The sequence below is a fragment of the Winogradskyella undariae genome, assembly GCF_013285155.1.
Lineage (GTDB): Bacteria > Bacteroidota > Bacteroidia > Flavobacteriales > Flavobacteriaceae > Winogradskyella > Winogradskyella undariae.
In genome coordinates, this window is record NZ_JABTEL010000005.1 from 170,934 (window position 1) to 185,452 (window position 14,519).

The following is a 14,519-nucleotide window of genomic DNA, read 5'->3' on the forward strand; positions in this document are numbered from 1 at the left end:
CTTCTTGCCAAATTGTGGGGAAGGGAAACAAATATATGTAATTAGCTTAAATATAACAAAATTAAAGCCTTGCAGTTTTTGTTTTTTGGATTCTTGTGTTTTTTGGGGTTAAATACCTGTTTTTTAGATTTTTATAAATTTTTTAAGTAAAACAAAACGTGTTGTTTGTCGTTGTTTTGTGTATTTTGCGGATAGCTTTTTGGGGAAAAGAGCTCTTTTAGTGAGTATATTGAATAAGATTTTAAGTTTTTTTTTATGTAGTTTAAGATAATTACGATGCTTATTTATATAACTATTTTGAGCAATTAATCGACTTCTAATATGCCTTCTTCAGAATTATATTGCATTAAATAAATACCTCTATTAAAATAATAACCATCTTTTATTTTTTTATACTCAAACTTTAAATGAGGTTGTGTAGAGATGATATTATTGATTGTTTCTTCAAATGATGAGTCTTGAGAGATTCTTAATAAAGCATCTAAAGTGACATTAAAACCTAGAATAGAATTTTCTGTAGGTGCTGTATCGAAAATACTTTTGTATTTGTTTTCAAAATCTGTAATGTCAGACTTATTTAAAGAATTTGTGTTTGAAGGAAAAATGAGTTTCAATATTTTAAATCTCATCTCTGAAACTTGATTTTGTTTTGAGATCAGTTCAGATTCTATCATAACCAATTGAATATCATATTCTGATAATTCTCTCATCAAGGCCGTAGTTGTATTTAATAGAATGATCGTTTTGTCGCTGTCTAAAACAATATAATTAAGCTTGGTTTTATCTAATGTGCTTTTTAGTTTTTCAGAATTAAAAAAACCAGAATTATTTACTTTTAAAAATTTAGAATCAGGAAGTATCTTTTTAATTAGAGTTTTATTTTTAGCTTCATCTAAATCGCTAACCACAATTGTATTAGCATTCTGTTTGGCCAAATAATTTAAAGTCTTTGTTTTCTGAATAGTGTCTGACGGAATAGATTTATAAATATTAATATTATCACTACTGTTTAGATTCGATTTTATGTCAATAATTGAAACAGATTTATCAGATTTAATTTCTGGAAATTGTGAGCCACCATCTAGAAATGGAACTAAAATAACATTCTTGTTGTAAGGACTGTCAACTGTTAATTTAGATTCTGCTATATTCTTTTTTATTAAAGTAACATCAAACTCAAGCTTTAAAGCTTTAGCAGAATCAATTGCTATTTGAGCTCCTTGGAAAAAATCAATATATTTTTTATAGTCAGTACTAACTTCTAGTATTTTTTGTCGCCCCTCAGGAGAACTTAGCTCATCGCTTGAAAAAGGAGTATAAAAATAAATTCCGTTAGCTGTGTTTTTAACTAAATTAGCATATAAAGCCTCGTTATTGTTGGTTATAATTTTTGGTGGCTTTTCTGTCTCAATATTTTTAGTGGAATCAGAATTGTTTAATGTGTTTTTTACATCATTAGTTTGCGTTATATTGGTAGGCACTTTTATTATATCTCCTGTAACAACTGCTGTTTTTAATTTTGGATTTAGGGTAATCAAATCTTCCGTAGACATCCCTGTCATCATAGAGAGACTATAAAGTGTTTGTTTTGGTTTTATTACGTAGTCTTTATATCCTTTGATTTTTGTTTTTACCTCCGTGATAGTGGTAGTGTCGGTTGTAATAGAAGGGGTCGTGGTATTTGTTTCTGTAATAACCGTTTCTTTTATGGTTGAAGTCGTTTCTTCTGCTTCGGTTTTAGTGTTATTTAAATTGATAATATGCCCTGTTTGGAGCATATTTCTAATATGAGGATTTTGTTGTTCTAATTCATTAATACTGACACCGAAACGACGAGAAAGGCTAAATTTTGTGTCTCCTTTTTGTACTACATAATTTTTTACGGTGTCGTTATTGCCACTTGTAACTGTAGGTTTATTGTTGCTTGAGTTATTGTTAGTCGAGGAAGAATTTGGTATGCGCAAAATACTTCCTACATAAATTACTTGTTCAGATCCTGGGTTAAGCTTAAAAATAGAATTAGGAGTTACTCTATATTGTCTAGATATCATGTAGATATTTTCCCCTTCTTTAACAACATGCTCTTTGTAGTCCTCTTGAGCAAATAGTGCATAAGAATTGAAAGCTAAAATTAAGATAAGTGTAAGTAATCTCTTCATTATTTTTTTTGAATTATTAGGCGTAACACATTATTTTTTAGGTGATAAATAATGTGTGTTTTTATTATTGTAGGTTATGATAAATCTGTAGGAATTGGGGCTGTTCCTAAAAAAAAATAGATCTATACAATCATTAAAAAATGTGTAAAAAAAACCTGTTTATTATAGGTGATAAAATTACTAAAAATTAAGCTAACTTTCCTAAATTAATACATGTTATCAAGAGGGGATTAATAATTTTTATTTGGTTTTTTAATTTATTTTTTATGCAATAAAAATTCTTTATGCTATATAAGGAGTGAAAAGTCATAAATAGTGCTCTATAAGAGATAAGGATATAGTATCTTTGTAGACTTAAATAAAAATCAATGAGTAATATTGTCGCTGTAGTAGGTCGTCCAAATGTAGGGAAGTCGACATTTTTTAACCGTCTTATTAAAAGACGTGAAGCTATTGTAGATGCCGTTAGTGGTGTAACAAGAGACCGTCATTATGGAAAGTCGGATTGGAATGGGAAAGAGTTTTCTTTAATTGATACCGGTGGATATGTCCTTGGTAGTGATGATGTTTTCGAAGCAGAAATAGATAAGCAAGTAGAGTTAGCTATTGAAGAAGCTGATGCCATTATTTTTATGGTGGATGTAGAATCTGGCGTAACTGGTATGGATGAAGATGTTGCTAAATTGCTTAGAAGAATAGATAAACCTGTTTTTTTAGTCGTAAATAAAGTTGATAACAACAAACGTGCTGAAGATGCTGTTGAATTTTATTCTCTTGGTTTAGGGGAATATTATACTATTGCGAGTATCAATGGAAGTGGAACAGGAGATTTATTAGATGCTGTTGTAAAGGCTTTACCAGAAGTAGAAGAAGTTGAAGAAGATGAATTGCCTCGTTTTGCTGTAGTAGGAAGACCAAATGCAGGAAAATCTTCTTTCATAAATGCATTAATAGGTGAGGAGCGTTATATCGTAACAGATATTGCAGGAACAACTAGAGATTCTATCGATACAAAATATAATCGTTTTGGATTTGAATTTAATTTAGTAGATACGGCAGGTATTCGTCGTAAATCTAAAGTAAAGGAAGATTTAGAATTCTATTCTGTAATGCGTAGTGTTAGAGCAATCGAGCATTGTGATGTTTGTTTAGTAGTTTTAGATGCAACTCGTGGTTTTGATGGCCAAGTTCAAAATATTTTCTGGTTAGCAGAACGTAACAGAAAAGGGATTGTAATTCTTGTTAATAAATGGGATTTAATAGAAAAGGATACAAAAACAGCTAAAGCTTTTGAGCAACATATAAGACAAGAGATGGCGCCATTTACAGATGTGCCAATTGTATTTATATCTGTATTAAATAAGCAACGTATTTTTAAAGCTATTGAAACAGCTGTTGAGGTTTATCAAAACCGTACAAAACGTATTAAAACAAGTGTGTTAAATGAAACTTTATTACCTATAATAGAGAATCAGCCACCACCAGCATATAAAGGGAAATTTGTAAAAATTAAATACATTATGCAGTTGCCAACACCGCAACCACAATTTGCATTTTTCTGTAATTTACCTCAATATGTAAAAGAACCTTATAAGCGTTTTCTTGAAAATAAGTTGCGTGATGAATTTGATTTTAATGGTGTACCTGTAAGTGTTTACATGAGAAAGAAATAAAATTTCTTATACATCATAATGATATAATATATTCCTTCTGAAATGATTTTCAGGAGGAATTTTTTATTTTAAGTACAGTCTGTTTATAGTGGTTATGTTAAAATGATATTTTATGATAAGTGTTTGTCATTAGTTGTTTAGAGTGTTATTTTATAATAATTTTAAGAGTTTTAATACCATTTATAACTTTCTTGCGTTTTTATCCTAGAAAATCATCAATCAATCAATCAATCTACATGAAGAAACTAACCTTAGTATTAGCATTCTTATTTGCATTACATGCATTCTCTCAAGAAAAATCATTCGAACTTACAGGAACATTAAAAGCAGAAGACACACAATTACCTTTAGAGTCTGCTACAGTTTATTTAGAACGTGTAAAAGATAGTTCAGTGGTCACTTATACTATTACAGATAAAAATGGGAAGTTTAAAATTGAAAATTCAACATACGACCAAGCATTAAATTTCTATGTATCATATGTTGGTTACGGTACTTACTTTAAGAAAGTAGAAATAAATAAAGAGAAGATAGATTTAGGAATAATCTCAATGTCTCTAGATAATCAACTTGGAGAAGTTTTAGTGAAATCTACAGCTCCAATAACTATAAAGAAAGATACTTTAGAATTTAATGTAAAATCTTTTAAAACAAAAAAAGATGCCAATGTTGAAGATTTACTAAAGCAATTGCCAGGTGTTGAAGTGGATGAAGAAGGGAAAATTACTGTAAATGGAAAACCTGTAAATAAAATTTTAGTAAATGGTAAACCCTTTTTTGGTGATGACCCAACAATTACAACTAAGAATTTGACTAAGGAGATTATTGAAAAAATTCAAATTGTAGATACTAAAACAAAGTCAGAAGCTTTTACAGGAGAAGAAGGAGATCAAGAAAACAAAACCATTAACCTTACTATTAAAGAGGAGAATAATAAAGGTGTTTTTGGTCGTGTATCCGCAGGTGCAGGTACAGATGATCGTTACGAGTTTGCAGGCATGGTTAATCTTTTTGATAATGACAGAAGAGTAAGTGTGCTTGCAGGAGGGAATAATACAAACTCGCCAGGATTTAGTTTCGGTGAAATCTCAAAAATGTTTGGACGAGGAGGAGGTGTTTCTTTTAGTAGCAACGGTTCTTTTAGCTTAGGCGGTCGCTCTTTTGGAGGAGGTGAGGGCATTACAACATCTCAAAATGCAGGTGTTAACTATGCTGATGTTATAGGAGAAAAAACAGATGTGTCTGCAGATTATTTTTTCTCATCAAGTAATTCTGAAAATGAATCGTCATCTGAACGTGAGACTATTTTATCTGATTCAAGATATTTTACCAATTCAAATTCTAGATCAGATAATGATACGGATAATCATTCTTTTAATTTAGAATTCGAAATAGAAACGGATTCGACCTTTCAAATTAATATAGAACCTTCTTTTGGTTATTCTAAATCTAGAACACGTTATCTAAGTAACGAAGAAAGTTTAGACGAAGATATGTTATTAACAAATCAATCTAATGTTAACTCAAATGTAGAGAGTGATGTAAGAAGATTTTCTAATGATATCTCTATAACTAAGCGATTAGGGAGTCGAGGTGCTTTTATTAAGGCTGAGTTAGAAACGAGTGTTAATCAACAAGAAAGTGATGACTTTTTAGAATCTAATACAGAGATTTTTGGTAGTAATCCAGAAATTATAGATAGAAATCAGTTCACAGATGGAGAAAAGCATAGCTATGGTGTTTCTGCAAAATTATCTTATAGATTACCAATAGTATCAAAGAAGTTTTTCTTAAATTTTGATTATGAATACGCTAGAGATAAAGATAATAATAGAGAGAGTACTTTCGATTTCAATAATAGTACACAAGACTTTACAGATTTTAATACCAATTTAAGTACGGATTTTCAATATACAGATTATAGAAGTATACCGTCAGTAGGTTTGTCTTATAGAGGTGAAAAATTATCAGGGAGTTTCGATTTAGGTTACAACATTAGAACTTTAAAAAATCAAGATTTATTAAGACCAGAATTTAATGTAGAACGCGATTTTGAAAATCTAGAAGTAGATTCTTATCTAAACTATAGGTTTAGTCCTAAGTCTTCTATTTATGTTAATTATTGGTTAGATAATCAGCCGCCAGGATTGAGGCAACTTCAAGCTTACGAGGATGTATCAAATCCGCTTCAAACTATAATTGGTAACCCTAATTTAGAACCTTCAAATAACCACGAGTTTTATCTTGGATATAACGGATTTGATTGGCAAAAACGTACAGGTTTTTATGTGGGAGCTAATGTTAGTGTTTCTGATAATCAAGTGGTGTCTAAAACTACTATAAATAATGAAACACTTAAGCGAACTACGACTTATGTTAATGTAGATGGTAATTATAATTTTGGTATATGGGGAGATTATAGTAAAGATTTTAAAATTGATACATTAAGAACTATTAAATTAAAATTGAGAGCAAATTATAACATATCCGAAAGTATTAATTTTAATAATGATGTTAAATACGCAAGTAAGTCAGATAGAGTGTCACCTAGATTAGGTTTAGATTTTATATGGGATAAAGTGTTAGAATTTAAACCTTATTATCAGATAAACTTTACTAATACGGCTTATGATATAGAGGCTTTTGATGATCGTAAATTTACAAGTCATAATGCAGGAGTTAGAACGGCTACTTTTTTACCTAAAAACTTTGAGTGGCGAAATGACATTAGCTTTAATTACAATCCTGATATTGCTGATGGTTTTCAGAAAAGTGCTTGGTTTTGGAATTCAACTTTGGCTTATAGCATGTTTAAAGATAAAGCTGTTGTTACATTAAAAGTGTACGATTTATTAAATCAAAACACCAATGCTAGTCGTACGGCAACTCAAGATTATATTGAAGACAAGCAGAGTACTGTATTAAGACAATACTTTATGCTAAGCTTAAGTTATAAGTTTAATAGTTTAGGTAGTAAAGGAGAAACAGATGATAGTGGAGTTATCTTTTTTGATTAATCCCAAAGCAGAATTAAAGAATCTATAGCTTTATCAACACCTTTATAATAGTCTTGGTTTTTAAATTCAGGAATCATTAATTGATTGATAATGATTTTACAGTCGTTATCCGTAATTGTTTGTTCTGTTCCAATTCCGGTAGAGATTGCCATTTGTCTATCGAATTTTGAAATTGTAATTAAAAGACCATTGTTTTTATCTTTTTGTCCTACTCCCCAAGAATTTGCAACTTGAGTTCCATAATATTGAATAGTATTATTTTGGGGGATTGAATCTATGGTTAGAATTGCAATTTGATTGGTTGTCTCTTCTTCATATTGAAGAATTTTTTGTGTTAAAGAATCTTTTTCAATATTTAAAAATAAATTTGATAAGTCTACAACTCTACTTTGAGATTCGTTTAAAGGAAATGACGAAGAAATAGCTGTTGTTTCTGGTTGTTTTCCTTTGCAACTCGAAAATAAAAGCATCAAAATAAGAAGCTTAAAAATGTATTTTAATGGCATTGATATATGTTATTAATATTTGTGACAAGTAGTTTTTAGCTCAACTACCATCCTCCAGAAGCACCACCGCCTCCAAAGCTTCCGCCTCCAAAACCACCGCCGAAGCCGCCGCCTCCGAAACTTCCTCCGCCAGAGCTACCGCCAAAACCTCCAAAACCACCTGAAGATCCTTTAGAATAACTTCCACGTCCCATATTGCTTAAAATTATAGCTTCGAGTAGTCCTCTGTTGCCAGATCGGTTTCCGCCGTTACCACCGTTTCCGCCACGGCTACTTTTAGAAATAGCAATAACAAAAATGATGAATATAATGATTAAGAAAAATATTACTTGAGGAGGAAAATCACTCTCTGTAGTTTGTCTTGTGCCTTTATATTCGCCAGTCATGACTTCAAATATGGCATCTGTAGCACGGTTTAATCCGCCGTAATAATCATTTTGTTTAAAGTAAGGTATAATGTCATTATTAATAATCCGCTTACTCATCGCGTCAGTCAAAAGATGCTCGGTACCTTTACCAGTGCTAATGTTTATTTTTCGATCATCTCTAGCTAAAAGAATAAAAATACCATTGTCTTTATCTGCTTGACCAATTCCCCATTTTTCACCCCATTGTGCTCCCAAATAGTTAATGTATTCACCATTTGTAGAACTAATTATTGCCACCACAATTTGTGTTGAGGTAGAGTCTGAATAACGTATAAGTTTCTGTTCTAAGTTATTTTTTTGTTCAGCTGATAATAGATGAATAGCGTCATCGTAAACACTTGTTTGAAATTCTGGTTTTTCAGGAATGTCGTATTGTGCCATTCCTATTAAAGGACTAGCTAAAAATAAAACGAATAAAACTTGAAATAAAATGTGTTTTGATTGTTGCATTATCCTTTAGAAATTGAATTATCTAACTCGTCTTTGTCATCATCATTCCAAGGGAAATGTTGAGAAAGTGCTTTTCCTGCTTCTGTTATACCATCAATTAAACCTTGTTTAAAATTACCAGATTTAAATTGATTAGAAATTTTATCGCGTGTAGAATTCCAAAAATCTGCACCAACAATATTGTTAATTCCCTGATCGCCTAAAATGACAAAAGATTTATTGTCTATAGCAACATAAATTAATACTCCATTTCTTTGTTGGGTATTATTCATTTTTAAAAGATGAAAAACCTCTAGTGCATGTTCGTAAGCATCGATATCACATTTCTGTTCAATATGTACACGGATTTCACCTGAGGTTGTATTTTCAGCAATTCTAATAGCTTCAACAATTTCAGCTTCTTCGTTAGAAGTCAAGAAAAGTTCAATATTTGGCATAATTAAATTTTATTAAAAGTCGAAATTAACATCTACTGCATTTTCACTTCCTGCGTCAGCTTTATATCTTGGCATTTCTTCAAAACCAAACCATCCTGCCAAAACTGATCCAGGGAATTTTTTAATATGGATATCATAGATGTTTACAGATTCATTATAACGATCTCTAGCAATGTTAATACGGTTTTCTGTACCTTCTAACTGACTTTGTAATTCTAAGAAGTTTTGATTTGCTTTTAATTCTGGGTAACGTTCTACAGAAACTAAAAGTTTAGATAATGCTCCGCTTAAGCCACTTTGAGCTTGTTGAAATTGCTCCATATTATCTGCTGTTAGTCCACTTGCATCTATTGTCGTAGAAGTTGCTTTTGCTCTTGCTTCAATGACTGCTGTTAAAGTAGATTTTTCAAAATCAGCAGCACCTTGTACCGTTTTTACTAAGTTACCGATTAAATCATTTCGTCTTTGGTAAGAGCTTTCTACATTAGACCATGTTGTTTTAGCATTGGCTTCATAAGTTACAGCTGTATTATTAAATCCTACAGCCCATTTGTAAATACCAAAAGCTAATATTGCGATTACGATTACAGGAACTAACCATTTTTTCATGATAATTTAGTTTTAAAGTTGATTTTTTATTTTGTTTAATTGTGCTTTTATACTTTCAAGCTTTTCTATGATTTCAAATTTTTCTAAAGCTTGTTTCTTTTCTTCTTTGAGGTGTGTTTTTGCACCTTCTAATGTAAATCCTCTTTCTTTTACGAGGTGATAAATAAATTTAAGATTCTTAATGTCTTCTGGAGTAAATTTTCTATTACCTTTTGCATTCTTCTTTGGTTTTAAAACATCAAATTCTTTTTCCCAAAAACGGATAAGTGATGGATTTACGTTAAAAGCTTTGGAAACTTCCCCAATGCTATAATAAAGTTTATCTGGTAAATCTATATACATCTTAATCTAGAGATTGATTTTCTAATGATGCTTTTTTCAATAAGATATCATACTCTTCAGCTGATAGGTTACCGTAATAGAAATTAATAGGGTTAATGCGTTCCCCATCTTTAAAAACTTCATAATGTAAATGTGGGGCTTCAGAACGTCCTGTACTACCAACAAATCCAATTAAATCTCCTCGTTTTACACGTTGATTTACCTTAACATTATATTTGTACATATGGGCATACAATGAGACATAGCCATAACCATGATCAATACGAATATGATTTCCATAACCTGTAGATCTGTTATCCGCACGTTTTATAACACCATCTCCCGAAGCATAAATTGGTGTTCCACGAGGTGCTGTAAAATCCATACCATAATGAAACTTACGAACCTTTGTAAATGGATCAGTTCTGTAACCATAGCCAGAAGCCATACGTGTTAGATTTACATTATTTATAGGTTGAATTGCAGGAATAGCTTCAAGAAATTTTTCTTTATGATCAGCTAGTTTCGCTATTTCATCTAAAGATTTAGATTGTACAACAATTGCTTTTTCTAAAATATCTAGTCGTTTATTGCTTTCTGCAATTAATTGCGAATTATCAAAGCCTTCATATTTTTTATAACGATTAATTCCTCCAAAACCAGCGCGTCTTTGTTCTGTTGGTATTGGGTTGGCTTCAAAATATAATCTGTAAATAGCATTGTCGCGTTCTTCAACATTTTCTAATGCGGCAATAGCATCGTCCATGCGTTTGTCTAATAACTCATATTGCAATTCCATGTTTTGCAATTCTCGAGCCATTTCTCGTTCTTTTGGCGATTCAATATATTGACTAGCAATAAGGACAAAAAGAAATCCAAAGAGCGCAGCAGCAGTTAAAAACACACTTACATACTTAACTGTTGTTGATTTTTTACGCTTTATTTTACGATAAGAAAGCGTTTCAGAATCATAATAATATTTTACTTTAGCCATGTTTGAATTTATACTATTTTTGCATCTAATAAAGGCAGTAAATAAGCTTTTTAATTAGCCTAACGTCCAAAGATAAAAAAATAGTTTTGCATTTTTGACAATTAATTAAAAACAAGATCTAATTTCAATATATGAAGTCTCAAGATATACGTTCTAAATTTTTAAGTTTCTTTGAAGGAAAGCAACACCTTGTTGTTCCTTCTGCACCAATGGTTTTAAAAGATGATCCAACGTTAATGTTTGTTAATGCTGGGATGGCGCCTTTTAAAGAGTACTTTTTAGGAAATGCAGAACCTAAGAAAAATAGAATGACAGATTCTCAGAAATGCTTACGTGTTTCGGGTAAACATAACGATTTAGAAGAGGTTGGTTACGATACGTATCACCATACTTTATTCGAAATGTTAGGGAATTGGAGTTTTGGTGATTACTTTAAAAAAGAAGCAATTGCTTGGGCTTGGGAGTTACTTACTGAGGTTTACGGAATAGACAAAGATATTTTATACGTTACTGTTTTTGAAGGAAGCGATGATGCTGATAACTTAGAAATGGATACGGAAGCTTATGATCTGTGGAAACAATTTATTTCTGAAGATCGTATTTTAAAAGGAAACAAGAAAGATAACTTCTGGGAAATGGGTGATCAAGGACCATGCGGACCTTGTAGTGAAATCCATGTCGATATCCGTTCTGCTGAAGAAAAAGCAAAAGTAGATGGGAAATCTTTGGTGAATATGGATCATCCGCAAGTTGTGGAAATCTGGAATTTGGTATTTATGCAATACAACAGAAGAGCCAATGGTTCTTTAGAAGCATTGCCAAATAAACATATTGATACGGGAATGGGGTTTGAGCGCTTATGTATGGTGTTACAAAATGTACAATCTAATTACGATACTGATGTTTTTACACCGATTATTCGTGAAATAGAAACCATTACAGATAAAAAATACGTAGGGAAATCGAGCAATTTACCTAAAGAACAAGAGGAAATAAATGTAGCTGTTCGTGTCATTTCAGATCACGTAAGAGCTGTAGCGTTTTCTATCGCTGATGGTCAATTGCCAAGTAATACAGGAGCTGGTTATGTGATTCGTAGAATATTACGACGAGCTATACGATATGGTTTTACTTTCTTAGATAAAAAAGAGCCTTTCATTTACCGTTTAGTAGATGTATTGAGTAAAAAAATGGGAGATGCATTCCCAGAGTTAAAAGCACAACAAACTTTAATTGAAAATGTAATTAAAGAAGAAGAGACTTCTTTTCTTAGAACTTTAGATCAAGGATTAGTTTTATTAAATAGAGTTGTAGAAGAAACTAAAGGCGATACTGTTTCTGGTGAAAAAGCATTTGAATTATATGATACTTATGGTTTCCCTATAGATTTAACGGCTTTAATTCTTTCTGAAAAGCATTTAAAACTCGATGAAAAAGGATTTAAGGAACAATTAGAAAAACAGAAAAAAAGATCGCGTTCTGCAAGTGAAACTTCTACGGAAGATTGGACGGTTTTAGCAGAAGATGATGTTGAAGAATTTATTGGTTATGATGCATTAGAGGCTAATGTGAAAATTACGAGATACCGAAAAGTGACTTCTAAAAAGGATGGTGAAATGTACCAATTGGTATTTAATTTAACACCGTTTTATGCCGAAGGTGGTGGTCAAGTAGGAGAGCAAGGAGCGTTGCAAGATGCACATGGCGATGTGGTTTATATTTTAGATACTAAAAAGGAGAATAATGTTATTATCCATTTAACTAAAAATTTACCAAAGCATATTAATGAAGGTTTTAAGGCGGTAGTTAATGCAGAACACAGAGCATTGTCTTCTAGTAATCACTCTGCGACACACTTATTACACCAAGCATTAAGAGCCGTTTTAGGAGAGCATGTTGAACAAAAAGGATCCTTAGTAAAACCCAAATCATTACGCTTTGATTTTTCTCATTTTTCAAAAGTAACTTCAGAGCAATTACAAGAAATAGAAGATTTTGTAAATGCCAGAATAGAAGGAAAGCTTCCTTTAGAAGAGCAACGTAATGTTCCTATGGCAAAAGCTATTGAAGAAGGTGCAATGGCATTATTTGGTGAGAAATATGGAGATACAGTAAGGACGATTCGTTTTGGGAAGTCTATGGAATTATGTGGAGGAATTCATGTAAAGAATACAGCAGATATCTGGCACTTTAAAATAGTTTCTGAAGGAGCTGTTGCAGCAGGAATTAGACGAATTGAAGCGATAACAAATAAATCTGTTAGAGATTATTATACCGATAATAACTCTGCTTTTCTTCAAATGAAAGCCTTGCTAAATTATGTAAAAGAACCTGTAAAAGCTTTAGTAAGCCTTCAAGATGAAAATACTGAATTAAAGAAACAAATTGAAGGATTCTTAAAAGATAAAGCAAAGAATATTAAAGGGGAGCTTAAAAATGAATTAACCGAAATTAATGGTGTTCAGTTTTTAGCTAAGAAATTAGATTTAGATGCTGCCGGAGTTAAAGATGTTTGTTTTGAATTAGGAAGTCAGTTTGATAACTTATTTTTATTATTTGGAGCTGAGAATGATGGGAAAGCAATTCTGTCATGTTACATTTCTAAAGAATTGGTAGCGAGTAAAAACTTAAATGCGGGTACTATTGTAAGAGAATTAGGAAAACACATCCAAGGTGGAGGTGGAGGACAACCTTTCTTTGCAACCGCTGGAGGTAAAAATCCTGCAGGAATAGAAGCTGCTTTAGAGGCTGCTAAGGGATATTTGTAAAATAGAAATTACTTAGAGATACACAGAGAAAAGCACAGAGATTTACAGAGGGATATATTGTTTAGCATAGAATGGAAGATAATGTTTTTATCACAACTCTCTCTGTGAAACTCAGTGAGACTCTGCGAATCTCTGTGTAACAATAATATGAATAGTAAATAATAGGATAAACCTTTACGTCTCTGCGACTTTTTTGAGAATACATGAAACTACAAACACAAATACCATTACAACCACAGCAATACAATCAAATAGACTATAACTCTAGATTGCTGTTATTTGGTTCGTGTTTTTCTGAGAATATTGGAAACAAGTTTACGTATCATAAATTTCAAACAGTAGTTAATCCGTTTGGGATATTATTTCATCCTTTAGCGATTGAAAATCTTATAACAAGAGCAATTAATAAGGATTATTACACAGAAGAAGATTTACAGTTTTATAATGAACAATGGTTTTGTTTAGATGCTCATTCAAAATTAAATCAAACCTCAAAAGAAGAATTATTAAAAGTTTTAAATTCTCAACTAGATAAGACTTGTAACGACTTGCTTAATGCAACACATATTGTAATTACATTAGGAACAAGTTGGGTTTATAGACATATAGAATCTGATAAAATTGTTGCGAATTGCCATAAATTACCACAAAAACAATTTTTAAAAGAATTACTTTCAGTAGATCAAATTTCAGAATCTTTAGAAGGAATTATCAGCTTAGTAAAAAGTATTAATCCTAAAGTTTCGTTTTTATTTACCGTATCTCCTGTTAGACATACTAAAGATGGTTTTGTAGAAAATACATTGAGTAAATCTCATTTAATCACGGCGATTAATCAAGTTGTAGAACCCAGACAACATTTGTATTATTTTCCTTCCTATGAAATTATGATGGATGAATTAAGAGATTACAGGTTTTATAATGCTGATATGATTCACCCAAATCAATTGGCTATAGATTATATCTGGGAGAAATTTAAAACGGTATGGTTATCTGATGAGGCTCTGAAAACCTCAAAAATCATTTCTACCATTCAAGCTAAAAAAGCACATCGGCCATTTAATCCCAACTCTGAAGCTCATCTAGTTTTTTTGCAGAAACTTCAAGTTGATATTGAAGATTTACAACATGAATATCCTTTTTTTAATTTTGAGTAA

The 14,519-nt window shown here is 31.5% G+C and carries 11 protein-coding genes; 4 read left to right on the forward strand and 7 right to left on the reverse strand.

Going from position 1 to position 14,519, the window contains the following annotated elements:
- Positions 1 to 305: 305 nt before the first annotated feature.
- A complete protein-coding gene (locus tag HSX10_RS09280; RefSeq protein WP_173587935.1) occupies positions 306 to 2,159 on the reverse strand; it encodes a LysM peptidoglycan-binding domain-containing protein in 1,854 nt (617 codons plus the stop codon).
- A gap of 368 nt (positions 2,160 to 2,527) precedes the next feature.
- Here HSX10_RS09280 and der point away from each other — a divergent pair, with 368 nt between their 5' ends.
- Both der and HSX10_RS09290 read left to right on the forward strand, forming a co-directional pair.
- Positions 2,528 to 3,832: a ribosome biogenesis GTPase Der gene (gene der / locus HSX10_RS09285; RefSeq protein WP_173587936.1), complete on the forward strand. Its 1,305-nt coding sequence runs from the start codon at positions 2,528 to 2,530 to the stop codon at positions 3,830 to 3,832.
- A gap of 236 nt (positions 3,833 to 4,068) precedes the next feature.
- On the forward strand, positions 4,069 to 6,849 hold the full coding sequence (locus HSX10_RS09290) for an outer membrane beta-barrel protein (protein WP_173587937.1): 2,781 nt from the start codon (positions 4,069 to 4,071) through the stop codon (positions 6,847 to 6,849).
- Here the strand turns inward: HSX10_RS09290 and HSX10_RS09295 are convergent.
- The 6 genes from HSX10_RS09295 to HSX10_RS09320 are packed head-to-tail and all read right to left on the reverse strand — an operon-like array spanning position 6,846 to position 10,594.
- Positions 6,846 to 7,355, reverse strand: coding sequence for a TPM domain-containing protein (locus tag HSX10_RS09295; RefSeq protein ID WP_173587938.1), 510 nt, complete (start codon positions 7,353 to 7,355; stop codon positions 6,846 to 6,848). The two genes, HSX10_RS09290 and HSX10_RS09295, sit on opposite strands and share 4 nt — an antisense overlap.
- 44 nt (positions 7,356 to 7,399) lie before the next feature.
- Positions 7,400 to 8,233 carry a TPM domain-containing protein gene (locus HSX10_RS09300; RefSeq protein ID WP_173587939.1) on the reverse strand — a complete coding sequence of 278 codons (834 nt, stop codon included), beginning with the start codon at positions 8,231 to 8,233 and terminating at the stop codon, positions 7,400 to 7,402.
- A complete protein-coding gene (locus HSX10_RS09305) occupies positions 8,233 to 8,670 on the reverse strand; it encodes a TPM domain-containing protein (RefSeq protein WP_173587940.1) in 438 nt (145 codons plus the stop codon). The genes HSX10_RS09300 and HSX10_RS09305 overlap by 1 nt, the downstream gene beginning before the upstream one ends.
- Before the next feature lie 12 nt (positions 8,671 to 8,682).
- A complete protein-coding gene (locus tag HSX10_RS09310; RefSeq protein ID WP_173587941.1) occupies positions 8,683 to 9,279 on the reverse strand; it encodes a LemA family protein in 597 nt (198 codons plus the stop codon).
- Positions 9,280 to 9,291: 12 nt separating this feature from the next.
- Entirely contained in the window at positions 9,292 to 9,621 is a 330-nt protein-coding gene (locus tag HSX10_RS09315) for a MerR family transcriptional regulator (RefSeq protein WP_173587942.1), read from the reverse strand.
- A 1-nt stretch (position 9,622) separates the two neighbouring features.
- Positions 9,623 to 10,594, reverse strand: a complete 972-nt coding sequence (locus HSX10_RS09320; RefSeq protein ID WP_173587943.1) for a M23 family metallopeptidase — start codon at positions 10,592 to 10,594, stop codon at positions 9,623 to 9,625.
- A 131-nt stretch (positions 10,595 to 10,725) separates the two neighbouring features.
- Here HSX10_RS09320 and alaS point away from each other — a divergent pair, with 131 nt between their 5' ends.
- Together alaS and HSX10_RS09330 are read left to right on the forward strand one after the other, a co-directional pair.
- Positions 10,726 to 13,362 carry an alanine--tRNA ligase gene (gene alaS, locus HSX10_RS09325; protein ID WP_173587944.1) on the forward strand — a complete coding sequence of 879 codons (2,637 nt, stop codon included), beginning with the start codon at positions 10,726 to 10,728 and terminating at the stop codon, positions 13,360 to 13,362.
- A gap of 203 nt (positions 13,363 to 13,565) precedes the next feature.
- Complete coding sequence (locus tag HSX10_RS09330) at positions 13,566 to 14,519, forward strand: GSCFA domain-containing protein (protein WP_173587945.1); 954 nt, start codon at positions 13,566 to 13,568, stop codon at positions 14,517 to 14,519.